The organism is Amycolatopsis sp. La24, assembly GCF_029087445.1.
Classification (GTDB): Bacteria; Actinomycetota; Actinomycetes; order Mycobacteriales; family Pseudonocardiaceae; genus Amycolatopsis; species Amycolatopsis nivea.
In genome coordinates this window covers 89,933-112,059 of sequence record NZ_JARACH010000025.1, presented here as the reverse complement: position 1 = coordinate 112,059, position 22,127 = coordinate 89,933, and the positions used below count along the sequence as shown (strand labels likewise).

Annotated in this window: 22 protein-coding genes; 11 read left to right on the top strand and 11 right to left on the bottom strand. The window is 69.7% G+C overall.

The annotated features are described in order from the left end of the window. Window positions 1–78 precede the first annotated feature (78 nt). Window positions 79–1,251 (bottom strand): cytochrome P450, encoded by a 1,173-nt coding sequence (locus PUT80_RS23750; protein WP_275293489.1) that lies wholly within the window; start codon window positions 1,249–1,251, stop codon window positions 79–81. A gap of 211 nt (window positions 1,252–1,462) precedes the next feature. Between PUT80_RS23750 and PUT80_RS23745 the strand changes: the two genes are divergently transcribed. The 3 genes from PUT80_RS23745 to PUT80_RS23735 all read left to right on the top strand — a co-directional run bounded on the left by PUT80_RS23745 (window position 1,463) and on the right by PUT80_RS23735 (window position 5,218). Continuing rightward, the gene (locus PUT80_RS23745) at window positions 1,463–2,485 is read left to right on the top strand and encodes a ketoacyl-ACP synthase III family protein (protein ID WP_275293488.1); all 1,023 of its coding nucleotides are present in this window, start codon (window positions 1,463–1,465) and stop codon (window positions 2,483–2,485) included. 2 nt (window positions 2,486–2,487) lie between these two features. Continuing rightward, a complete protein-coding gene (locus PUT80_RS23740) occupies window positions 2,488–3,375 on the top strand; it encodes a hypothetical protein (protein ID WP_275293487.1) in 888 nt (295 codons plus the stop codon). Between the two features lie 73 nt (window positions 3,376–3,448). Then, entirely contained in the window at window positions 3,449–5,218 is a 1,770-nt protein-coding gene (locus PUT80_RS23735; protein ID WP_275293486.1) for a dihydroxy-acid dehydratase, read from the top strand. 120 nt (window positions 5,219–5,338) lie between these two features. Here the strand turns inward: PUT80_RS23735 and PUT80_RS23730 are convergent, their stop codons facing one another. Further along, window positions 5,339–6,100, bottom strand: coding sequence for a hypothetical protein (locus PUT80_RS23730; protein WP_275293485.1), 762 nt, complete (start codon window positions 6,098–6,100; stop codon window positions 5,339–5,341). Between the two features lie 409 nt (window positions 6,101–6,509). Continuing rightward, entirely contained in the window at window positions 6,510–6,980 is a 471-nt protein-coding gene (locus PUT80_RS23725) for a hypothetical protein (RefSeq protein ID WP_275293484.1), read from the bottom strand. Window positions 6,981–7,251: 271 nt separating this feature from the next. Here PUT80_RS23725 and PUT80_RS23720 point away from each other — a divergent pair, with 271 nt between their 5' ends. Continuing rightward, window positions 7,252–8,247 carry a PQQ-binding-like beta-propeller repeat protein gene (locus tag PUT80_RS23720; RefSeq protein WP_134731553.1) on the top strand — a complete coding sequence of 332 codons (996 nt, stop codon included), beginning with the start codon at window positions 7,252–7,254 and terminating at the stop codon, window positions 8,245–8,247. Here PUT80_RS23720 and PUT80_RS23715 read toward each other — a convergent pair. Together PUT80_RS23715 and PUT80_RS23710 are read right to left on the bottom strand one after the other, a co-directional pair. Continuing rightward, entirely contained in the window at window positions 8,242–9,462 is a 1,221-nt protein-coding gene (locus PUT80_RS23715) for a hypothetical protein (protein ID WP_134731555.1), read from the bottom strand. The two genes, PUT80_RS23720 and PUT80_RS23715, sit on opposite strands and share 6 nt — an antisense overlap. Before the next feature lie 55 nt (window positions 9,463–9,517). Then, window positions 9,518–9,994, bottom strand: a complete 477-nt coding sequence (locus tag PUT80_RS23710; protein ID WP_275293483.1) for a hypothetical protein — start codon at window positions 9,992–9,994, stop codon at window positions 9,518–9,520. A gap of 104 nt (window positions 9,995–10,098) precedes the next feature. Here PUT80_RS23710 and PUT80_RS23705 point away from each other — a divergent pair, with 104 nt between their 5' ends. From PUT80_RS23705 to PUT80_RS23695, 3 genes are all read left to right on the top strand, one after another. Then, the gene (locus PUT80_RS23705; RefSeq protein WP_275293482.1) at window positions 10,099–11,655 is read left to right on the top strand and encodes a GMC family oxidoreductase N-terminal domain-containing protein; all 1,557 of its coding nucleotides are present in this window, start codon (window positions 10,099–10,101) and stop codon (window positions 11,653–11,655) included. Window positions 11,656–11,810: 155 nt separating this feature from the next. Further along, complete coding sequence (locus PUT80_RS23700; RefSeq protein ID WP_037814504.1) at window positions 11,811–12,371, top strand: isochorismatase family protein; 561 nt, start codon at window positions 11,811–11,813, stop codon at window positions 12,369–12,371. 505 nt (window positions 12,372–12,876) lie between these two features. Further along, window positions 12,877–13,860: a S1 family peptidase gene (locus PUT80_RS23695; RefSeq protein WP_043827530.1), complete on the top strand. Its 984-nt coding sequence runs from the start codon at window positions 12,877–12,879 to the stop codon at window positions 13,858–13,860. A 101-nt stretch (window positions 13,861–13,961) separates the two neighbouring features. Here the strand turns inward: PUT80_RS23695 and PUT80_RS23690 are convergent, their stop codons facing one another. The 6 genes from PUT80_RS23690 to PUT80_RS23665 all read right to left on the bottom strand — a co-directional run bounded on the left by PUT80_RS23690 (window position 13,962) and on the right by PUT80_RS23665 (window position 18,416). After that, entirely contained in the window at window positions 13,962–14,405 is a 444-nt protein-coding gene (locus PUT80_RS23690) for a hypothetical protein (RefSeq protein ID WP_134731561.1), read from the bottom strand. A gap of 211 nt (window positions 14,406–14,616) precedes the next feature. After that, window positions 14,617–15,207 carry a 3,4-dihydroxy-2-butanone-4-phosphate synthase gene (locus tag PUT80_RS23685; protein WP_134731563.1) on the bottom strand — a complete coding sequence of 197 codons (591 nt, stop codon included), beginning with the start codon at window positions 15,205–15,207 and terminating at the stop codon, window positions 14,617–14,619. A 19-nt stretch (window positions 15,208–15,226) separates the two neighbouring features. Beyond that, window positions 15,227–15,907, bottom strand: coding sequence for a GntR family transcriptional regulator (locus PUT80_RS23680; protein WP_037814493.1), 681 nt, complete (start codon window positions 15,905–15,907; stop codon window positions 15,227–15,229). Window positions 15,908–15,949: 42 nt separating this feature from the next. Next, window positions 15,950–16,474 (bottom strand): flavin reductase family protein, encoded by a 525-nt coding sequence (locus tag PUT80_RS23675; protein WP_275293481.1) that lies wholly within the window; start codon window positions 16,472–16,474, stop codon window positions 15,950–15,952. A 5-nt stretch (window positions 16,475–16,479) separates the two neighbouring features. Next, a complete protein-coding gene (locus tag PUT80_RS23670) occupies window positions 16,480–16,908 on the bottom strand; it encodes an ester cyclase (protein WP_275293480.1) in 429 nt (142 codons plus the stop codon). A 32-nt stretch (window positions 16,909–16,940) separates the two neighbouring features. Beyond that, window positions 16,941–18,416, bottom strand: coding sequence for a cytosine permease (locus PUT80_RS23665; protein WP_275293479.1), 1,476 nt, complete (start codon window positions 18,414–18,416; stop codon window positions 16,941–16,943). 323 nt (window positions 18,417–18,739) lie between these two features. On the opposite strand from PUT80_RS23665, the gene PUT80_RS23660 reads away from it, so the two are divergent. From PUT80_RS23660 to PUT80_RS23645, 4 genes are read left to right on the top strand one after another with little or no spacing between them, the layout of a single operon-like run. Further along, window positions 18,740–19,360, top strand: a complete 621-nt coding sequence (locus PUT80_RS23660; RefSeq protein ID WP_275293478.1) for an amino acid synthesis family protein — start codon at window positions 18,740–18,742, stop codon at window positions 19,358–19,360. Further along, complete coding sequence (locus PUT80_RS23655) at window positions 19,357–19,908, top strand: amino acid synthesis family protein (protein WP_037814485.1); 552 nt, start codon at window positions 19,357–19,359, stop codon at window positions 19,906–19,908. Before PUT80_RS23660 ends, PUT80_RS23655 begins: the two co-directional genes overlap by 4 nt. A gap of 6 nt (window positions 19,909–19,914) precedes the next feature. Further along, window positions 19,915–20,646 (top strand): alpha/beta hydrolase, encoded by a 732-nt coding sequence (locus PUT80_RS23650; RefSeq protein ID WP_275293477.1) that lies wholly within the window; start codon window positions 19,915–19,917, stop codon window positions 20,644–20,646. Then, window positions 20,639–22,126, top strand: coding sequence for an aldehyde dehydrogenase (locus PUT80_RS23645; RefSeq protein ID WP_037814482.1), 1,488 nt, complete (start codon window positions 20,639–20,641; stop codon window positions 22,124–22,126). Before PUT80_RS23650 ends, PUT80_RS23645 begins: the two co-directional genes overlap by 8 nt. Window position 22,127 lies beyond the last annotated feature (1 nt).

The window sequence follows — 22,127 nt, the reverse complement described above, 5'->3', positions numbered from 1 at the left end:
GGTAGGCAGCGCACCCCCGCGCGGGCATCCACCCGGGGGTGCAAAGGAGGGTGGAATCCTGGGGCCGACCGGCCCGGTTCACCAGCTGACGGCGAGTTCGGTCACCCCGCCGGTCACGGACTCCGCCCGGCGCCGCGGCGCGTCCCCGTCCGCGGCGAGGTGCAGTCCGGGGAACCGTTTCGCCAGCGCGCCGAACACCGCCCGCAGCTCGATCCGGGCGAGCGTGTTGCCCACGCAGTAACGCATCCCGTGCCCGAAACCGAGGTGCGGATTGGGCGAACGGGTGATGTCGAACTCGTCCGGCCGCTCGAACACCCGCGGATCCCGGTTCGCCGCGTGGTATGCGAGCAGCACCGCGTCGCCGGAGGGGATGGTCGTGCCGCCCGCCGTCAGGTCCTCGGCCGCGTATCGGACCGAGCCCCCGGTGTCCTGGATGTTCGTCACGACCATCCGCAGGACTTCTTCCACCGCACCGGTGACCAGCCCGGGGTCGGCGGTCAGCTTCGCCCACTGCGCGGGGTTGCGGATGAACAGCACGGTGCCGAGGTCGATCCGGCTCATCGTGGTCTCGTATCCGGCGAACAGCAGCGCGGCCGCGAGCCGGGCCGCCTCCGGAAGTTCCACTCCGCCCGCCGCGGCCAGGTCGGAGAAGACGTCCTCGCTCGGTTCGCGCTTCTTCCGCTCCAGCAGTTCGGCCATGTAGACGCCGAACTCGATCTGCGCCGCGCGGCCCGCCTCCCGATCGCCGGTGCCCGAAAGCCGCGACGTCCAGGACCGGAACAGCTCGTAATCCTCGTACGGCGCCCCGACCAGCGTGCAGATGACCATCGCGGGCAGCCGCTGGGACAGCCCGGCGTGCAGGTCGGCGGGCGGCCCGGGGAGTTCGTCGAGCAGCGCGTCGACCCGTTCCTCGACGCTTTCCTGAAGCGCCAGCATCCGCTTCGCGGAAAACGCGGGCGTGAGCAGCTTGCGCATCCGGGTGTGCCGCTCCAGTTCGCCGTCGAACTCCTCGGTCGGACCGCCCTGCACCACCGAATCGTTGATCCGCGCCGCCGATTCCGGCGTGCGGTGGCCGCGCCGCAGGACCGGGCTGGAGGCCAGGTCCCGCACGAGGTCGTACCCGCAGACCAGCCAGGCCTCGTCCCCGGCGGGCGTGCGGACCTTCGTCAGCGGCTCGTCCTCGAGCAGGCGGTAGTACTGCGGGGCCAGCCGGGACAGGTCCTCGCTCGGCGGAAACGGCAATTCGTACACGGAACCTCCCGATGGCCCACCGCGGCGGGAACTGCGGACGGAGCCGGAACCCGGCCCCGTGCTCCCTCCTACCAGCCGGTCCGCCCGGCGCACAGCCGTCGCCGCCGGAGCGTCCACACCGGCTCAACGCCGCCCCAATCACCGCGCCGTACGGTCGGTTCGTCCAATCGTGGCGCGGGGTCCGGCCCTGCGCCGGGGAAGGAGCGACCCGGTGAATCCGTGCCCCCTGTACGTCGCGGGCGTCGGCGCCTGCCTGCCCGACCGGGAGACGGCCGAGGAAGCCGTCGCGGCGAACCGGTACGACGCCGAGTCGGCACAGACGGACGGCGTCCGCTCCGCCTGCGTCGAGACCGAGCGGTACCCGGCGGAAATGGCCGCGATCGCCGGACGCGGCGCGCTGGCCATGGCGTCCGCCCGCGACTTCGGCACGGTCCGCGCGGTGTTCCACTCCTACGTCGACTACCAGGGCGCGCACTACTGGCAGGCCGCCCCGTACGTCGCCCTGCACACGGTCGGCCGCGACGTCCCGTCGTTCGACGTCGTCCAGGAATGCAACGGCGCGATGGGCGCGCTCGAACTGGGCCGCCGGTTCGTGACCGGCCCGGAGGACGCCGTCCTCGTCACCACCGGCGACCGTTTCGACAGCCCGTGGGTCCGCCGCTGGTACGGCGACCAGTCGGTGCTCGCCGACGGCGGGAGCGCGCTGCTGCTGAGCGGTTCCGGCGGATTCGCCCGGATCCTGTCGCTCTCGACGATGGCCGACAACTCCCTCGAAGGCGAGGCCCGCGGCGGCGGATTCGCCGGCGCGCAGCAGCCGCCGGTCGACTTCGACGCGATGCGCAAACAGTTCCACGCCAAGGACTTGCCGATGCTGGAGCACTACGGCCGGATGGCCGCGCTGTTCGGCGCCTCCCTGCACCGCGTCCTCGACGAAGCGGGCATCACCGCGGCGGATCTGGCGTTCGCCGTCCCGGTGGTGACCACCGCCGCCCGCGCCGCCGACATCGCCGACCGCTTCCTCGGCATCCCGCTGGAGCGCACCAACTGGGAATTCGGCCGCACCACCGGCCACCTCGGCACCGGCGACCAGTTCGCCGGCCTGCACCACCTGGTCAGCACCGGCCGGGCCCGCAAAGGCGACCGCATCCTGCTCCTCGGCGGCGGCACCGGCTACACCATCACCTCGGCGGTCCTGGAAATGCTGGAAGACAGCCCGGACCCCGAACGGAACTGACCATGCCCGACAAGTCCCGGCCCGCCGACGCGACCTGCCGAGGGGAGACGGGCGGTCTGGGCGAGCTGGCCCGTGCGGCCGGTCGGACTCGTCCGGCTGCCGGAAGCCGCCCGGACGACCGAATCCGCTCGGCTGCTCCGGTTCACGTGTCTGATCTGGCCCGCTCGGTTGAGCCGACCCGCCTGACCGGATCGTCCGGCCGAACCGACCCGGTCGGCGCAGGGCTGACCGCGCTTCCCCTCCTCTACTCCCGCTGCGAGGCCGCTCTGCAACCCGGACGGACCGGCGGCGCGGTACGCGAACACCCCGCCCGCCGGGGGACCGGGCTGCCGTTCCGGGAGGCCGCCTTCGACGCCCGGTCCCGGATCCTCGGCGTCCTGGCCTCCTGGGCAGGGCTGGTGGCTGCCGAACGGCAGGTCCCGGCGCCGCGGCGGACCGTGCCGGAGCTGGTGCGTTTCCTCGCCGCACACCGGGACTGGCTGGCCGCGCACCCCAGCGGCGCGGACTTCCTCGACGAGCTCTCCGACCTCATCTCCTCCGCGACCGCCGCTCTGGACGATCCGCGCCCCGCCGTCCCGGTCGGGAACTGCCCGGTCGGCGGCTGCCGCGCCCCGGTGCACCTGCGGCCCGCCACCGCCACAGTCGCCTGCGAAGCCGGGCACGACCTGCCCCCGGCGGACTGGCTCGACATCCGCACCCAGGAGGAACACCGGCGGCGCACCGTGCCCACCAAGGAAGCCGCGCTCGCCGCCGGAGTGCCCGAGGCGACCGTCCGCCAGTGGGCGCGCCGGGGCAAACTGACCCGCTACGGCTCCGCCCGCCGCGCGGAGTACTGCCTGGACGAACTGACCGCCCTCCGCACCGGCGAGGCCCGCCCGCACGCCGGTTGACCGTCGAAGCCAGGATGCGCACCCGCCCGGATCTGCGACGATGGGGGCGATTGTGTCGAAGACGGGAGCGTTGATGGACGAGTCGAGCCGCCGGGATGTGTGGCGCCCGGGCCAGGACTGCCAGGCGGTGGCCACGGCCCGCGCGCTGGGCCAGGACGTGGACAAGATCCACGGGGACGCGTGGGGCGTCGTGGGCACGTTGGGCGACAGCGTCTGCTACGTCGGCGTCTCGGACAAGGTCGAGGCGATCCACGAAGCGCTGGCGCGCCGGATCCGCGAGCGCGACCTGCCCGTCCGGCTGCTGGCCCCGAACTACTCGGGCGGGATCTCGGACGGCCAGCGCAACGGCACGCCGCAGATGCGGTACTCGCTGATCGGCCGCGAGACGACGAACGACGGGCTGTCGCTGCACTTCGAGGGCAGCGAGATCCGGGGAACCGTCGCCGTGGTGGCGTGCGACAAGCCCCCGGTCGGGGCGACGGCGGCGATCCTGGAGCGCGACGTGCCCGCGGTAGTGCTCTCCGACGGGTCCATCCGGCCGGGCACGGATCCCGAAACCGGGGAGCGGATCGACCTGGTCAGCTGCTTCCAGGTCGCCGGGGACCCGGACGCGGCCAAACGCGAGCGGTGGGCGCGCAACGCGTGTCCCGGGCACGGCAGCTGCGGCGGGATCTTCACCTACAACACGATGCAGTCGTTCATCGCCGTGCTGGGGCTGGAGCCGCTGCACATGGTGTCGCCCGCGTCCGAGGATCCGCGGCGGACCGGGGAATTCCCCGAACAGATCGTGGACTGCCTGGAAATCATGACGCAGCGGGGGATCACGCCGCGGCAGCTGGCCACCCCGGCGGCGTTCCGCAACGCCGCGGTCGTGGCGATCGCGCTGGGCGGCTCGACGAACGTGGTCCTGCACGCGCCGGAGATCGCCCGCGCGGCCGGCCTCGACTTCTGGTCGGAGGTCATGACGCAGCAGGAGTTCAACCGGCTCTCCCGGAGCGTCCCGGTGCTCGTCGACGCCCGCCCGTTCGGGCAGTACAGCATGGTGGACATCGACGCCGCCGGCGGCCTGCAGGCGGTGGTGGCGGAACTGCTCCGGCACGACCTGCTCGACGGCTCCGCGCTGACCTGCACCGGCGAGACGCTCGGCGAACAAGTCGAACGGCTCGCCCCGCCCGCCCCGGACAGCGAGGTGATCTTCCCCGTCACTGAGCCGTTCAAGCCGACCGGCGGCCTGCGCCTGTTGTCGGGCAACCTCGCCCCCGATGGCGGCGCGGTGATCAAGCTGGCCGGGGTCGAGACCGGCGTCGTCGACGGCCGGTTCGAGGGACGGGCGCGCGTTTTCGACAGCGAGCAGGCCCTGCTGCGGGCGCTCGTCGAGACGCCGGACGAATTCGCGGATAGGGACATGGTCGTCATCCGCTACGAAGGCCCGAGGGGCGCTCCGGGCATGCCCGAAATGCTCGACCCGACCTCCCGCATCACCGCGCTGTGCCGGCGGAAAGGCATTTCCGTCGCGCTGATGACCGACGCGCGGTTCTCCGGAGGATCGGTCGGACTGGTCATCGGGCACGTCGGCCCGGAGGCCGCGCTCGGCGGCCCCATCGCCCTCGTCGAAGACGGCGACACGATCACCGTCGACCTGAACACAGACACCCTAGAGTGCACCGAACTGGCCGACCCCGCCGTCAATCAGGCTCGCCTGGCGAAGTGGCACCAGGCCGCCGAAGCGAACGGCGGCGTCCACCCGCTGGTCCGCCCGGTGACGTCCCGCCTGCTGCGCCGCATGCGCGCCCTCGCCGCCTCCGCGATCGAGGGCGCGGGGATGTCGGAGGTCTCTTCCTGACCGATCGTTTGTCCACTGTGGATAACGAGCGGAGTGCTCGATCCAAGGAAAGCGAAGGCCTCCTTGCCCGCAACGGCAAGGAGGCCTTCGTCAGTCCACTATGGACTTACCACCGCGGCGTCACCGGCATTTCAGGACGCCGTCGGAGATCGCCACTCCGCCGACCGTGCCGTTGGCAGCGGGAGTGAACACGAACCGCCAGCCCGGCTTCTCCGCGATGGGCATCTCGAACCGCCCGGCTTCGGCGAGCTTCAGGCCGCGTGCGTCGTACGCCTTGTGCAGGTCCGCCAGCGACGAGCCGATGCCGATGCCCTCCGCGGTCTTGGCGTCGGGCGGCGCGCCCAGCTCGTGCACGCCGTTCTTGCCGAACGACGCGCCACCGGCCGCGGCGAACGCCTTGTCGCGCTCTTCCCGCTTGCCCGCCAGTTCGGCACTCGCCATCGCGGAGTCGGCCGCCAGCTGGGCCGCTTCCGCGTCCTTGGCGGCTGCTTTCGCCAATTCCGCAGCGGACTGGCCGGTGTTCTCCTTCGAGTCCCGGTCCGCCGCGTCGGACTTGGCGTAGAGCTCGTCGGCCTTCTTCTGCGCCGCGGCCTCGGCCGCGAGTCTGGCCTGGTCCGGCGCGGGACCGCCCTGCCAGCTCAGGACCGTGCAGCCGTCCAGTGCGGAGACCGGCGCGTTGGCGAGCTTCCCGGTGGCGAGCGCCGCCTCCTTGGCCATCCCCGGCGCGATCCCGCGGTAACCGCCCGCGCCGAAGACCTCGGCATGCGCGGCGGCGGTTTCCGCCGGAGCAGCCGCGGTCCCCGACGAACACGCCGCCAGCCCGCTGACAGCGGCGACCGCCACGACCGCACGGCCTGCGGACAGGACAAAACCCTTGTGCATCTGATTCCCCTCGTACGGACCCATTCCCACGGGTCGTCGTTCCCGGTGCACCGAGATATCCGACAACCTACCGGAACCGGACGAGGCCTCCCATCGATTACCGGACGGCGCGACGGGCAGGTGTGATCGCCACGACACGGCAGGGTTGCCGCGGCAGCGAGACCACTATGGGATCTCGCCTTGGCGAAAACGCGCATCCGCCGACGGTTGTGTGCGTTCGAGCGCGCTTATTTCCGCGATTTCCGGCGGCGCGGCATTTTTTGCGCGAACGCCGTCAGCTCCACGGTTTGCTGAGGAACAAGTAGCCGCGCTGAGGCTGGCCCGCGTTCCCCTTGCGGCCGACGTCCTTCGAGGCCGCGACCGAGCGCTACCGGGCTGTCGTTTTACTCCCTGGGGCGGACCAGATGACTCATCCCACGCAGCTGGGAATGACACATTTGAGGATGTAGTTGACCTGTGCGTGGCGTTCGTTGTTTCCCTGCGTGGTCATCGTGAACAGCCCGCCTGCTGTGCCGTCGAAGGAATTGGAGCCGGAATAGGGGAGGTTCCAGTGCGCGTAGGCGTAGCCTTGACCCCCCGTTCTCTCGATCGTGTAGTTCACCCAGCCTTCGGTGCCGGTGAACGCCCCGCAGCTGTCGGACCGCCAATAGACCGCCGTGTGCGGCTGGATCCGGCTGGACGGTTCGGTGTTCCAGCACCCGTGGTCGAGGTGGGACGCCTTGAGGGTCAGGACCCGGTTGGTCTGGTTGAACAAGGTCACGTAGGCCTCGAAGGCCGAAGCCGGACCCCGGCGGGGGACCGCGGCCGACGCTCCGGCGGACGTGAGCACATTCAGCACGAGGACGGCAGCGAGCGTCAGGAGCAAACCTGTCTTTTTCATGGCACCCCTCGGCGATAGATGGATTTCCGACTGCGAACTTTCAGCATTGCACCGATGTCAAGCTCCGTTTCTGACGTATTCGGTGCAGCGGCTCCGAATGTGTCAGCCGTGGGCCTTGGGGAAATCAGAAAAGGTCGCATGTCCCGGGACATCTGGCCGAGAATGTTGCCTAGCGAAATTGTTGCCGCGCGAAGAATAAAGCGGGCCGCCTGGTTTCGCGGCGCACCTAATGCGGTTGCCGATGGTCACCTGATCGTGGTGGTCTGATGCGGTGATCGACATCGAGTGGGAGCATCCGCTGCACCAGCGCGGCGTTGCCTCGGGCCTGGCCGTGACGAGCGGTCACGTCATCGTCCACGAGCGCAGCACCAGGCTGGTGAGCCTCGACCCGTCCGACGGTGCTGTGCGGTGGGACGTTCCGATCGGCACGTGGCCGCGGGCGGTTGCCGTCGTCGGTGAGCGTTGCCTGGTGATCCCGCAGAACAACCCCCGATTGTCCTGTTTGGACCTCGCGACCGGGCGCGAGATCTGGTCCGCTGACCTCCCCGCAACCCCCGGGCATCTGGTCGTTTCGGCGAACGTCGTGCTCGTCGGCGGCTGGCGCGGATACACGCCGCTGCGCGCGTTCGACCTCGCGACGGGGCGGCTCCGCTGGGAAACCGAGCAGCGAATCCGCACCGTGCTGCCCGTGCCCGCCGGTGACGGCTTCCTGATCGGCGTACCGGGCGACATCCGGGTGCGCTTGATCGATCGGCACGACGGCCGGGTACGGGCCGCATGGCGGCTTCCGCAGCCGCTCGTGGACAACGACGCCGGATCCAGCATCGCAACGGTCGGGCCCGGCCGTTTTCTGCTGCGTTGCGGCCGACGTGCCCTGGCTGAAATCGACCTGTCATCCGACACTGCCCGCGAGTTCGTCCAGGCCGAGACTGACCTTGTGGCTGCGGCGCCGGAACAAGCCGGAGGATTGCTGTGGTTGCCTGAACCCCGCGGCTACACGGTCGTGGACCCCGCCGGAGGACGCCTGCAGTGGCGGGTCGATGTCGGGGAGCGGCTCGTCGGCCAGGTGTTCCCGACCGCCGACGGCTTCCTGGTCGCCGGCATCTCCGGCGTGCTGTTCCACCTGACTTCCGACGGACGGCTCGCCAATCGCACCCGCGTGGCCCGGCGGATCTGGGCGCTGCGCAGCGCCGCACCCGATCGGCTGTTCGCGGTAGCCAAGGGCAGCCTGATCGCCATCGCGGTCAGGAACAGCGCGGGCTCATAGAAAGCGCGCGTCGCCCTCCAGTTCGAGCAGTTGGCGATCGGACGACTGGAAGATCAACACGTTGTTGATGTTCACCGTCCACTCGTTGACGAACCTGTCCGGGTGAAAATAGGGCAGCCGGATCTCTTGCATCCGCGCGGCGAGCATGTCGCTGGCGACCCCGGTGAACGCGGGCTGGCCGGGCATCACCTCTTGCAGCACCTCGTCCGCCAGGACCAGCCCGGGCCGCAACGACACGATCAGGGACGGCGACACGGGAAAGTCCGACCGGACAAGCACTTCCACCTCGAAGCCGGGCGGCCGCGCCGTCGCCGCGTACCCCGGCGGCGAGTCCTGCGCGAACTTGGCGGCGACCACGACGGCGGCGGACGCAGCACTAGGAGGTTGCGGCTGGCCTGGAACCGGGCGGATGTCGCCGAAAGCGACCGTCAGCGGACCGAACCGCAGCGGCCCGGGCTCGATCGGCCGGACGACCACCTGCGCGGTGCTGGCCAGTCGCTCGTCGTCTTCGTACCCCGCGGGCAGGAGCAGGTCGACGTCGGTTTCCGGCCCGAGGTCCTGACCGAGCCCGCGCGCGAGGGCCTCCGATTCGGCGAGCAGGTTGAGGGCGAGATCCACGACGTCGTCGACCGCGTCGACGAGGTCGCTGCCCAGTTCGTCGATCCGCTCCTCGCGCCGGCCCCGCAGGCCCAGCCGGCTCGACCGGGGGAGTTGCGCCCGAGCCTTCTCGTAAGCCTTGGGCCCGAAGAGCGGAAGCGCCTCGGTCAGCGCCCGGAAGGCCGCCTCGTTCAACGTGTCCAGCGCCGCGGGCACGGCGTCGGGGCGGCCCGCGGAGAGGGAGCACAGCGCCACGTACCGCTCGGCCACCGCGATCTGCAGCGGGGACTTGGCTGAGGCTGCCGCGGCGGCCTCGCGGAACAAGTCACGCGCGCGGGCCAGCTCGGCGGCCCGAGAGCGCGGCTCGGGCGCGGTGCTCGCGTCGCGCAACGCCCGCTGCCCGGCCCCCAACGCGACCGTGTACCGCTGATCCAGCAACTCGTCCAGTTGACGGCCGATCCCGGCCATCTGCTCGCTGAGGCGGTCTTCGCTGGCCACGAGTTCGCCGAGCAGCTCCGAGGCCAGCCCGCTGAGCTCGTCGTTCCCGGTGAGCGCACGGATCAGCTGGGAAGCGCCGTACTTCGCGGCGATCGTGGCGATCGCGGTCAATGGCTCCACCTGGCTCACCTTAAGGCCAGGTCAGTGCGCGCAGGTCCGGATTGAGTCATCCGGGTCAGGCATCGGACTCGGTCCGGCTGGAGTACTCGGCCAGGAGCGCTTCGAGCTGTTCGGTCATGAAGACGTAGTAGTCGCGCATCCGCCGCAGCCGGGCGCGTTGCTCGGCTGCCAGGTGTTTGCCGTGTTCTTGTGCGCTCTCGGCCAGTTCGAGCAGTTCGCGGGTCGCGTTCACCTGGTGCTGCAGGCAGCCGAGCCAGGCGTCGTCGCGCCAGCGGTAGACGAACTGGCGGCTGCCGGGCTTCTTGGTCCGCTCGACGACGCCGTTGACCATCAGCAGGCGCGTCATCTCGGACACGGAACCCTTGCTCGCGTCGAGCGCGTCCTGGAGTTCGCCGAGGGTCAGGGGTTTTTCGCTGAGCAGCAGCACGCCGCTGGTGCGGCCCGCCATCGGCGGCCAGCCCATCGCCCGGCCGATGCGCAGGCCGAAGTCCTCGACGAGCGCGTGCTCGGCGGACCGGTCGGGCAAGGTCATCGGCACCTCACGGTAGCTCAGGAAAAACTGAACGTTCACTCTTGACTGAACGTACGGCCGGGGATCATTCTAGCCGCCACGGAGACCGGCGAAGGGGCAGGCACATGGCGGACAGCGGCTGGGACCTCATCGTGGTCGGCACCGGATCCTCGGGAGCGGCGCTGGCAGTCCGCTCGGCGGAACGGGGCAAGCGGGTCCTGCTGCTCGAGGCCGGTCCGGATTACCGGTCCGCGGAGATGCCCGAAGCGTGGCGCTCGCCCAATCCCATCGTCGCCCTGCTGGACCCGGCCGCGGCCAAAGAAATGGTGTGGCGAGGCTTGGACTCCACGCGCACGGACAAACAGCTGCCGGCGCTGTACTGGCGCGGCCGGGGCGTGGGCGGCAGTTCGTCGATCAACGGGCAGATCGCGATCCGCCCGCCGATGGCGGATTTCGCTGATTGGGCGCTGCCGGGCTGGGGACCGGGCGACGTGCTGCCGTACTTCGCGAAGCTGGAGGACGACGAGGCTTTCGGCGACGAGCCCTACCACGGCCGCGGCGGCCCGACTCCGATTTACCGTATGCCGCAGGAGAATTGGGGCGCGGTCGACGCCGCGCTGCACCGCTCGGCGATCGCCGCGGGCTACGGCTGGGCACCGGATGTGAACGCTCCGGGAGCCAGCGGCGTCTCGCCGTACCCGATCAATTCCCGCGCCGGGCGGCGGGTTTCGGTCAACGACGCCTACCTGGAACCCGCCCGGGCGCTGCCGAACCTGACCATCCGCGGCGACGCGATCGTGGACCAGGTGCTCTTCTACGGCAGCCGCGCGATCGGCGTCCGGGCCGTCATCGGCGGGACGGCCACGACGGAGCTCGCCGACACGGTCGTGCTGAGCGCAGGCGCGATCCACACGCCGACAATCCTCCAGCGCTCCGGCGTGGGACCAGCGGGTCAGCTGCGGTCGCTCGGCATCGACGTCCGCGCGGACCTGCCGGTCGGCCGCGGCCTGCAGGACCATCCGATCGCGATGATCCAGCTCCCGCTGACCGAAGCGGCCGCGATCAAGACGCCGGACGACCGGCACACCAACGTCTGCGTCCGCTTCACCAGCGGCCCCGGCGCGCCCGAAGGCGACCTGATGTTCGTCTCGATGAACCAGAGCGTGCTCGCCATGGCGTTCGCGGACACCGGAGCCGGGGCCGGTTCGTACGGGGTGTGGCTCAACCAGAACTATTCTCGCGGCGACGTCAGCCTGATCTCCACTGATCCGGACGCGCAACCGTTGGTGCGCCAGCGAATGCTCTCCGACGAACGCGACCTGCCGCGGCTACGCGCCGGTATTCGAGCGCTGGTCGAACTAGCTCGCTCCGACGAGACCGCGCCGATCCTCAGCGGCTCGTTGGAGAGCGCGAACGAGGAGCTGTTCGCGGTGCTGGACAACGACAGCGAGCTAGACGATCACCTGCTCGCCACCGCAGGCGACTCGCAGCACGCCACCAGCACGTGCCGGATGGGCGACCCCGGACACCGCGACACGGTCGTCGATCCCGACTGCCGAGTACTCGGCTTCGACGGCCTGCGCGTGGTCGACGCGTCGATCTTCCCTTTCGTTCCCCGGGCCAATACCAACCTGGCATCGATCATGGCGGGCGAGCTGATGGCCGAACGACTCGACCGCTAAAAGCCGAGATTCCTCTCCGCTGAAACCCGGGTCCCGCCCCCAGTGACAAAAAAGAATTCCGAATCGAACAACCGCGCTGGATCGCGCGGTAGCAATGCCGCGAAAGGCGCGCTATGGTGCTGCTGGCTCGTGGGGGACTTTGCCTGGAGGGGAAAATGACCACACTGGACAACCGGCCGAAAACGGCATTGCTGGTGATCGACGTGCAGAACGCGGTCGTTTCCGGCGCGCACGCGCGGGACGAGGTCGTCGCGAACGTGGCGGAACTGGTGGCCAACGCCCGCGAACACGCGGTGCCGGTGGTGTGGGTACAGCATTCCGACGAGCAGCTCGCGTCGGGGAGCGAGGAGTGGCAGATCGTGCCCGAACTCGCGCCTGCGGAGAGCGAGCGCCGGGTGGAGAAGAACTACGCGGATTCGTTCGAGGGCACCGCACTGGAAGAAGTGCTCTCGGATCTGTCGGTGGGCAAGCTCGTGGTAGCCGGCGCGCAAACCGACGAGTGCATCCGGGCCACACTGCACACGGCGATCGTGAAGGGGTACGACGCGCTTCTGGTCGCCGACGCGCACACGACCGAGGACCATTCCGAATGGGGCGCCCCGCCGCCGGATCAGGTCATCGCGCACACGAACCTCTATTGGACCTACCACCGCGCGCCGGGTCGTTCGGCGGGCACGGTGCGGACGAAGGAAATGGACTTCGCCGCCATCGACTGAACCGTCTCCGCCCCTGGCCCGCCGAGGAGGGTGGCTCGGGGTTGCTGCCGACGCCGCGCTTCACGCAGGTGTCGGGCTGATGCCCAGCCTGGCCGCGACTTCGGTCCGTTCAGCGTAAGGCTGATTGCTCCAGTCGCGCGAGCGCGATTTCCTGGTTGACCAAGCGTGTCGATACGCGGTAACCGTCTCAAATGGACACTCGTCCGCCAACTGGCTCGGACGCATCCCGCCGCTGCGCCGTTCGGGCGCGCGCATTGCGCCAAACGTGAACCTACCTTCGTCGGTGTCGCGATTGCCCGGAACTGTTCGAGAATCACGAACCTCAGGTTGATCACGTTCCGTTTCCACAACGAGACGGTTGGAGGCTCATGATCCGGTCACCCGACGCCCGGGGGAGGAGATCCCTCCGCAGCTAGCCGAGTCCGGCACCGAATCCGGAAGCCCGGAGGCGGGCTTCCCCTGCGGTGCACGTCCTTTCTCTCCCGTTCCGCGCAGGAGGAAACACATGCGATCGACACGTTTCAGGCTGAGCGTCCTCGCCGTCGGCTCGTTCGGCACGCTGGCCCTCGCCATGACCACCGTGCCCGCCGCGTCCGCAGCGGCGACACCGGCCGCGGTCATGAGCAGTCTCGGCTCCGCCACCGGCGGGCACTACCTCGACGACAGCGGCGCCTCGGTCGTCACTGTGCTCAACAACGCCGACGCGGCCAAGGTGCGCGCTTCCGGCCTGAACGCGCAGGTGGTGAAGTACAGCCTGAGCCAACTCAGCACGGTGAAACAGCAACTGGACGCGACCGGCGGCGTGCCCAGCGCAGGCTGGGGCCTCGACCTCGCGCACAACCAGGTCGTCGTCGACGTCTACGACGCCACCCCGAAGGCACAGAAGGACGCGCTGCTCGAGACCGCCCGCCAGCACGGCGACATGGTCCGCGTCGAACACCATCCCGGTGCCATGTCGTTGTTCATCAAGGGCGGCGACAAGATCAGCAACGGCCAAGCGTCCTGCTCCAACGGATTCAACGTGGAGAAGGACGGCAAGAAGCTGCTCCTCTCCGCAGGCCACTGCGAAAAACTCGGCGGCGGCGGTCCGTGGAACGACGGCAAGACCGTCGACGCGGTGTTCCCCGACGAAGACAACATGCTCGTGGAGAACGCTTCGGGCGAAGGACCGAGCGAGATCAACGACGGCACCAAGATCACCGAATTCGCCGACGCGACGGTCGGCGAGGAGATGAAGCGCGCCGGGATCACCTCCGGCGTGACGTCGGGCAAGGTCACCAAGGTCGACTACACCTTCGAAGCCGAGGGCTACACGGTCTACCACGAGTTCTGCACGACCGCCCACTCCGACCACGGCGACTCCGGCGGCCCGGCCTACGACGGGAGCAAGGGTCTCGGCACTCTCTCCGGGGGAGACACGCAGACGTCGTGCTTCTTCCCGGCGACACTGTCGGCCAAGAGGTACGGGGTGACGCTGCCCCAGTCCTGATCCTCGGGTGCCGTGGGGAGGCTCTGGAGTCTCCCCACGGCATTTCCGTGAGTTTAAGGGCGATAAACGCGCTGCAGGCCGCAATTGCGAAGCGGCGGCGGCTACTTCCGTTGTTCGAGCCGGTAGCTGCCGTTGTTGCCGAGCACGAATCGTTCGAGGGGGTAATACGTGCGGTAGCAGCCGATTTTGAAGACGCAGAGCGCGATCTTCGCCTGTTTCACCAATGTCGCTTCGTAGTGCGCGGATCCGGGGTAGCTGAGCTGGTTCTGGATGAGGCCCTGGTAGTCGGCGACACCGCCGCCGTCTTCCTTGAGGTAGTCGTAGTGGCGGATGTTGCTGACGGTCTTGCCGTCGTAGCACCAGTCGACCCGCACGGCCCACTTCACCGCCGTGGCGTGGGTGGTGCTCGGGTAGCTGATGTAGCGATCCGCGAACGTGCAGCTGGTTTTGGCCGGGGCGGCGGACGCGGGCTGACCGGCGGATGCCGTGGCTGCCAACGCCACCGTCGCGGACGCCGCGAGGACTGCCTTTCGAAGCACCTGCACGACCAGCCTCATTCCTTTGTGGACACCGCGGGTGGTTGATCAACTTCACATAGTAAGAACCCGGGTGTGGAGGCGCAACGGACACGAACGGGTGGACAGGCCGCGTCTCGTCCGCGAATCGGGGAGCCCGCAGCTGCCGGAGTTCATTTCCTGAAGGAATGATTTCTGGAGTCGTGGTGCAAAAACACCCGACTCGCCAGAATCGCGCGCGTCAAAGACCGTGCTGCATCGGTCCCCAGGCCGCCACCGGAAGCCCATGCTCAGCAGCGAACTGAGCAGCCGCGAAGTCATCCAGCAGTTCGCCCCGATCGTCGACCAGCCGGCACACCATCGCGACCGGATGATGCCCAGCCGCGGAAACGAGTTCGACCGCTCGTTCCCACACCCGCGGGCGGCCACTCGAAGCGCACCGCACAGGCAGCACGTGCCCAGGACGGATCAGATCGGCGGGCACCGTGCCCGGATCGGCGAGGACTCGCATCGTGCGGGCTCGGTCGCGGGCGGAGATGCCGGTTCCGGTATCGACCGCGTCGACGGCGACGGTGAAGGACGTTCCGCTGTCTTCCGAGGCGAGTACGGGCTGGTCAGGGATCCGCAGGCGGTCCAGCCAGGCGGACGGGGCGGCGGCGTGCAGCAGGCCGCTGGAGTACCGGATGGCGAAGTGCAGCAGTTCGGGCGTCGAGGACTGCGCGGGCAGGACGAGCACGGCTCCGTCGTCATCCTGCAGCACTGCGGGGCGGCCGGAGGCGAGGGCGAGATAAACAATGTCGGCTGGGGCCGGGAGGGTGCAGAGGTCGGTCATCGGGGGTTCCTTGCGGTGGTCAGGGTGCGGCGTCGCCGGTGCGCAGGCCTGCGAGGAGGGCGCGGCGGCTGGCTCGGACGTGCTCTCGCATGACCTGTTCGGCGCTGTCGCCGTCTTTCGACAGGATCAGTTCGAGGACGTGGTGGTGTTCGCGGTCGGACTGGTGCGGCCGGCCCGGTTGTTTGAGCGACGTGGTGACCAGGCGCGAGTAGGCGAGCTGGTTCATCAGGGTGCGGTAGTGCGCTTCGAGTTTGCGGTTGTCCGCGCCGACGATGATGAGGTCGTGGAATTCTTCGACGAGCTGTGCGTAGCGCGCCCGGTCGTCGGCGTCGACGGCCAGGTCGGCTTGGCGCAGGTTCTCTTTCAGCTGGTCGATCTCGGGCACTTGGCCGCGCTGGGCGAGCAGGCGCGCCGCGGCTCCTTCGAGGAGTTCCTTCATTTCGAACAGTTCCGTGATTTCCCGGCGGGACGGTGCGGTGACGAAGGTGCCGACGCGCGGGCGGATCTCGACCAGGCCTTCGGTCTGCAACTGCTTGAAGGTTTCCCGGACCGGGGTGCGGCTGACGCCGAACTCCTCGGCGAGCGCGAGTTCGGACAGGCTCATCCCGGGCGAGACCTCGCCGGCGATGATGCGCCGCCGGATCTCGGCGATCAGCCTGCCCTGGATGGAGCCGGTGCTCGTCCCGTTGACGCCAGCCATGGTGCCTGTCTCCCTTCGCCTGCCCCGCGTTCCGCTGCCGGTCTAGGCCAGCGGATCGAGGGCGCTTCCGTCGAAGAACCTACCTGCGCTGTACACCATCGACGGGATGTCGGCGGCCTCCGCGTGGACGACCCGGCAGATGAACACCGTGTGCGTGCTCGCCAGCAGCCGCTCGCGGATCTCGACCTCCATCCGCGCGGCGCTGCCCTCCAGCAGCGGGCTGCCGTGCGGGCCCGGCGTCCAGTCCAGGCCCGCGAACTTGTCGGCGGATTTCGTCGCGAACGTCTTGACGACGTCGAGCTGCCCGGCGGACAGGATGTTGATCGCCAGGTGCCCGGTCCGGTACAGGCAGTCGTGCGTGGAGGACGTGTGCTGGACGGCGACCATCACCGTCGGCGGGTCGAGCGAGATGCTGGAGAACGCGTTGACGGCGAGCCCGCGCGGGGTGTCGCCGTCGAGCGCGGTCACGACGGTGACGCCGCTGACGAACCGGCTGTTGACCTGCTTCATCAGGTCGGGGTCGGGGAAGGTCATCGGGGTGTTCCTCGGCGGGATCGTGGAAGTCATGGCGGTCACCGGTCCTGTCCGACGGCGACGATGCCGAGCGCGGTGAGCAGGGCGCGCGGGTCCCAGGTGACGGTCTCCTCGACGATGCGGTCGTCGCTGAACCGCGCGAAGGTGGCGCCGTTGACCGCGACGGACCGGTTGGTCGCGGGAACGCCGAGGAACGACTCGGTGTGCGAACCGGTGCTGTGCCAGCGGATGGCCGCGCGGTCGCCTTCGACGACGATCTCGTCCACGACGGTCGTCAGGTCCGGGAACGCGGAGCGGGTCGAGACGATGGAGGCTTTGAACTGGTCGCGGTCGTGTTCGGCGCCGCCGCTTTCGATCCGGCGGTAGCCGGGGCTGAGCAGGTCGTCGAGCGCGTCGACCTCGCCGCGGTCCCAGGCGCTCTCCCAGGCGGCGCGGATGTGGTCGCGCCGGGAGTCGTTGTCGGCCATCACGATGTGTCCCTTCTCTTGGTGCGGGGCGGTCAGGACGCCCGGGCTTTGCTCTTGACCTCGGCGGCCTTGACGGCGGGGTCGTCGAAAACCGGCTTCTCGCGGTGCCACAACGGCGGCAGCCGGTAGGTCAGGACGAAGACGATCGCCGCGACGCCGAAGCCGACGAAGTACGACAGGTCGCCCCACTCGGGATGGGCTTTCGCCATGGGGCCCACGTAGAACGACAGGTTCCAGAACAGCGCGGAGACCGCCGCGCCGACCACCCAGGCGACGAAGCCCCATTCGAGGATCCGGCGGGAGTCGTAGAGTTCGGCGATGCGCGACCGGTCGCGCCGGTGCCCGAGCGCGTAGTCGAGCAGCAGCACCGCGCCGAACGGGGCGATCAGGTACGCGCCGAGGAACAGGAAGGTCTTGAACTTCGCCTCGAAACCCTCGTCCGCCCACAGGCTGATGGCGTAGGCGACCGCGCAGATGGCGGTGACCGCGGTGCGGCGGCTGATCGGGATCCGCAGCGTCTGCACCGAGATCGCGCCGCCGTAGACGTTCAGGAAGTTCTGCGAGAACGACGAGATCAGGATGACCAGCAGCGCCGGGATGTGGAACGGGCCGGTGAGCCGGTCGAGCGCCTCGATGGGGCTTTCGCCGGACGCGGCCGAGTTGCCCAGCAGCGCGCCCGCGATGCCCAGCCAGGACAGCGACAGGAAGTTGCCGGCGAAGGTCCAGATGCCGGTGGCGCGGTTGACGCGGTTGCTGTCGGGCAGGTAGCGGGAGTAGTCGGAGGCGAACGGCCACCAGGCGATCAGGAACGACAGGAAGTAGCCGGCGAAGGTGATCCAGCCGCCGGTGCCGCCGATCCAGCCGGACGCGTGCGGGTTGGACTGGAAGCTGCCGGTCCAGCCGCGGCTGACCGAGACGACGGTGATCATCACGAAGCCGAAGAGCAGCACGACCGCGAGGATCCGCTCGAGGTAGTGGATCATGTTGTAGCCGAACACGGCCACGACGAGCTGCAGCACGACCAGCACGAGCGTGCCCAGCCAGTAGGGGATGCCCGGGGCGAGCGCCTTGAGCGCCTGCCCGCCGAGGATGACGGTGACCGCGGCCCAGCCGATGCCGGCGAAGACGTTCACGTAGGCGACCGGGATGAAGTTCCCGAAGAACCCGAGCGGCCCGCGGGCCTGGATCTGCTGGGCGACGCCCAGGCGCCCGCCCATCCGGGAGAAGACGCCCATCAGCACCGCGCCGAGCAGCGAACCGCCGATGATCGCGGTGACCGCGGACGTGAGCGACAGCCCGAAGCCGGACGCGACGAACCCGAGCACCATGATCGGGAAGTTCATGCCGGCCGCGAACCAGATGAAGAACTGCGAGACCGGCTTGCCGTGCCGTTCGGAGTCGGGGATCGCGTCCACTCCGTACGGTTCGACCACCGCGATCCGGTCGCGGTAGTGCAGGTCCGGTGCTTCCCCGGCCGGTACCGGGGATGCAGCGTCGTTGCTGGGCATCGGATCACCTTTCGCAGGGGGATCGAAGCGCGGGAGACAAAGGCGGACGACGGGGCGTCCGGATCGGCCGGTACTGCGGCGGGGGCCGCTTCCCTGGCATGCAAGAGAAGGTAGGCGCGGCCACGCTTGCATGTCAATGGGTTGCGGCCGCCAGCGCGGGGGAGGACGCGGCAGCTCGGCTGGCGGCCAAGCCGAGAAACCGCACTTGATCTGCTGTTATGCACTTCCGATCTGCGTCGAACTGGGGCTTTTGGCGAGTGAGACCGGTGCGGTCCAGGCTCGATCCCTTGACGTCTGACCCGTCCCGACTTACGGTCTGTGGCATGCAAGAGGAAGTGAGCGCTGACGAGATCGGCCTGCGCAAGGTCGTGGTCTACCGCGAAGAGGTGGTCGCCGAGGCCGGTGCGCCGCCCGCGCGGCCCGCCGTGCAGGCGAGCGTCGCCGCGGTGCTGCGGAATCCGTGGCTGGGCACGAGTCCTTCGCGGGACCTGTCGCCGGAGGTCGTGTCGATCGCGCCGGTCCTGGCCCGGGTGCTGACCGGCCGGCTGCTGGACGCGCTGGGCGGGGTGGACGCCGTCGAGGCGTTCGGGAAGGCCGCGGTGGTCGGCAACGCCGGCGAGATCGAGCACGGCGGCGCGCTGATCCACACCCCGTACTTCGGCAACCTGATGCGCGAGTTCCTCGAGGGCGAATCGATCATCTGCTTCGCCGACACCCGCGCGGAGGCCGGGACGACGCTGGTGGTTCCGTTGTGGCACAAGACCCACGCCGCGACCCGGAGCCACTACCAGACGGTCGCCACGCGGATTTCCGACGCGCCCGGGCCCGGCGAGATCGTCGTCGTCGCCGCGGCCTCCACCGGCCCCCGCCCGCATCCCCGCATCGGGGACCGCACCACCGATCCCGCTGTCACCTCGAAGAAACTGGAGAGCGTTCCGTCATGAAGCTGCGCAAGATCGTCACCGTCGTCGAGGAGACCCTGACCGAGGGCGGCCGCCCGGTGGAGCCGGCCGCGCGGGTCGCCGTGGTCGCCGCGATCATCGAAAACCCTTGGCACGGACAGGGTTTCGTCGACGACCTGGCTCCCGGGATCGAGGCGACGGCCTCGGACGTCGGCGCCCTGCTCGCCCCCCGGGTGATGGAGGCGCTCGGCGGGCCCGCGGAGGCGTACGGCAAGGCCGCCATCGTCGGGCTGGAGGGCGAGATCGAGCACGGCTCGGCGCTCATCCACACCTTGAAGTTCGGCGACCACTTCCGCAAGGCGGCCAACGCCACCACGCTGCTGCCCGCCGTCGAGAAGCGCGCGCCGGCGGGGATCGTCTTCGACATCCCGCTCAAGCACATCACCGACGCCACGATCCGCTCGCACCACCAGACGGTCGAGGTCCGCATCGCCGACGCGCCGCACGCCGGCGAGATCGTCGTGGCGCTCGCCGCCGCCGCGCAGGGACGCCCCCAGCAGCGGCTCGCTCCGCTCACCACCGAGCAGTAGCCGCCGATGACCGCGCAGACGCTGGTTCTCCTGCACGGGGTGGGCCTCGACCGCACCGTGTGGGAGCCGGTGACCGCACTGCTCGGCGGCCGGTTCCGGATCGTCGCGCCCGATCTGCCCGGCCACGGTTCGCGTCCGCCGGTACCCGAGGGCACGACGCTGGGCGATCTCGCGGCCGGCGTCGCCGGAGAAATCCCGCCCGGCGCGCACGTGGTGGGATTCTCGCTCGGCGCGCTCGTGGCGCAGCATCTGGCGGTGCACCGCCCGGAGCTCGTGGCGACGCTGACCTCGGTCAGTTCGGTCTGCCGTCGCACCGAGGCCGAACGGGCGGCGGTGCTGAAACGCTTGGCCACGGCGGAGGCCGACCCGCGAGCGAGCACGGCCGCCTCGTTGCACCGGTGGTTCGACGGGACGGACGTGTCCGCGGACCGGATCCGTGCCACCGAAGCCACGCTGGAAGCCAATGATCCGGCCAGTTTCGCCCGCTGCTACCGCGTGTTCGCGACGGCCGACGCGGAGATCGGGCCGCGGCTCGGGGAGATCCGGGCTCCGGCGCTCGCGGTCACCGGCGAACTGGACCCGGGCTCCACGCCGGAGATGACCCGCCGGCTCGCCGAGGCCGTCCCGGACTGCACGGCGGAGGTGATCCCGGGCGCCCGGCACATGCTTCCCGTCCAGAATCCCCGCGAACTCGTCACCTGTTTGACCGCATTCATCGGAAGGTGCTCCCATGTCTGAGCCTCGACGGCTGTACCACTTCATCGGCGGCAAGCCGACGCCGCCGGATTCGGGCGAGTATTTCCCGAGCGCCAACCCGGCCACCGGCGAGGTCCTCTACGAGGCGGCGCGCGGCAACCACCGCGACATCGCCGCCGCGGTGGAAGCCGCCCGCAAGGCGTTCGACGACTCGCAATGGCAGGAGCTGAGCCAGACCCGGCGCGGTCATCTGCTGCGCCGCCTCGGCGACCTGATCGCCGAGAACGCCGAAGAACTCGCCCGTTCGGAAAGCCTCGACAACGGGAAACTGCTGCGCGAAATGCGCGGCCAGCTCGCTACTCTGCCCGAGTACTACCACTACTACGCCGGGCTCGCGGACAAGATCCAGGGCGACGTGATCCCGACGTCCGACCGGCGGGTCCTCAACTACACCGTCCGCGAGCCGCTGGGCGTCGTCGGCGCCATCACGCCGTGGAACTCCCCGCTCACCCTGACCGGCAGCAAACTCGCACCGGCCCTGTGCGCGGGCAACACGGTCGTGATCAAGCCGTCCGAGCACACGTCCGCGACGGTGCTGCGCCTCGCCGAACTCGCGGTCGAGGCGGGCTTCCCGCCCGGAGCGGTCAACGTCGTGACCGGGTTCGGCGGCGAGGCGGGACAACCGCTGGTGGACCACCCCGGGCTCGCCAAGATCTCGTTCACCGGCAGCACCGCCACCGGGTCGCGGATCGCCGCCGCGGCCGCGGGCCGGTTCATCGGCTCGACACTCGAACTCGGCGGGAAGTCGCCGAACATCGTCTTCGAGGACGCGGACGTCGCGAACGCGGCGACCGGCGTGGTGGCGGGGATTTTCGCCGCCGCCGGGCAGACCTGCATCGCGGGCAGCCGGGTGTTCGCCCACCGCGCCGTGTACGACGAACTGCTCGAACGCGTCAGCGAACGAGCCCGCAGCATCCGCATCGGCGACCCGCTCGCCGACGACACCGAACTGGGCCCGCTCGCGTTCCCGGACCAGCGCGACAAGGTCGCGTCCTATGTGGACCTCGCGCGCAGTGAGGGCGCCCGGGTGCTGACCGGCGGCCGCGCCACCGACGGCGGGCTTGGCGGCTGCTTCTACGAACCCACTGTGCTCGTGGATGTCCACAATGGAATGCGCGCCGTGCGCGAGGAGATCTTCGGCCCGGTCGCCGCGATTATGCCGTTCGACACCGAGGACGAGGTCGTGGCGCTGGCGAACGACACCGACTACGGGCTCGCCGCGGGCGTGTGGACGACGAATCTCGCCCGCGCGCACCGGATGGCGGCGCGGCTGGACGCCGGCACGGTGTGGGTGAACACCTACCGCGCCATGTCGCCGATGTCGCCCCGGCAGGGCTTCAAGGCCAGCGGCGTCGGCGTCGAGCACGGCACCGAGACCATCAAGGAATACACCCGCCTCAAGAGCGTCTGGATCAACACCGACGAAGGCCCGGTGCCCGATCCGTTCGTGATGCGGGGCTGAT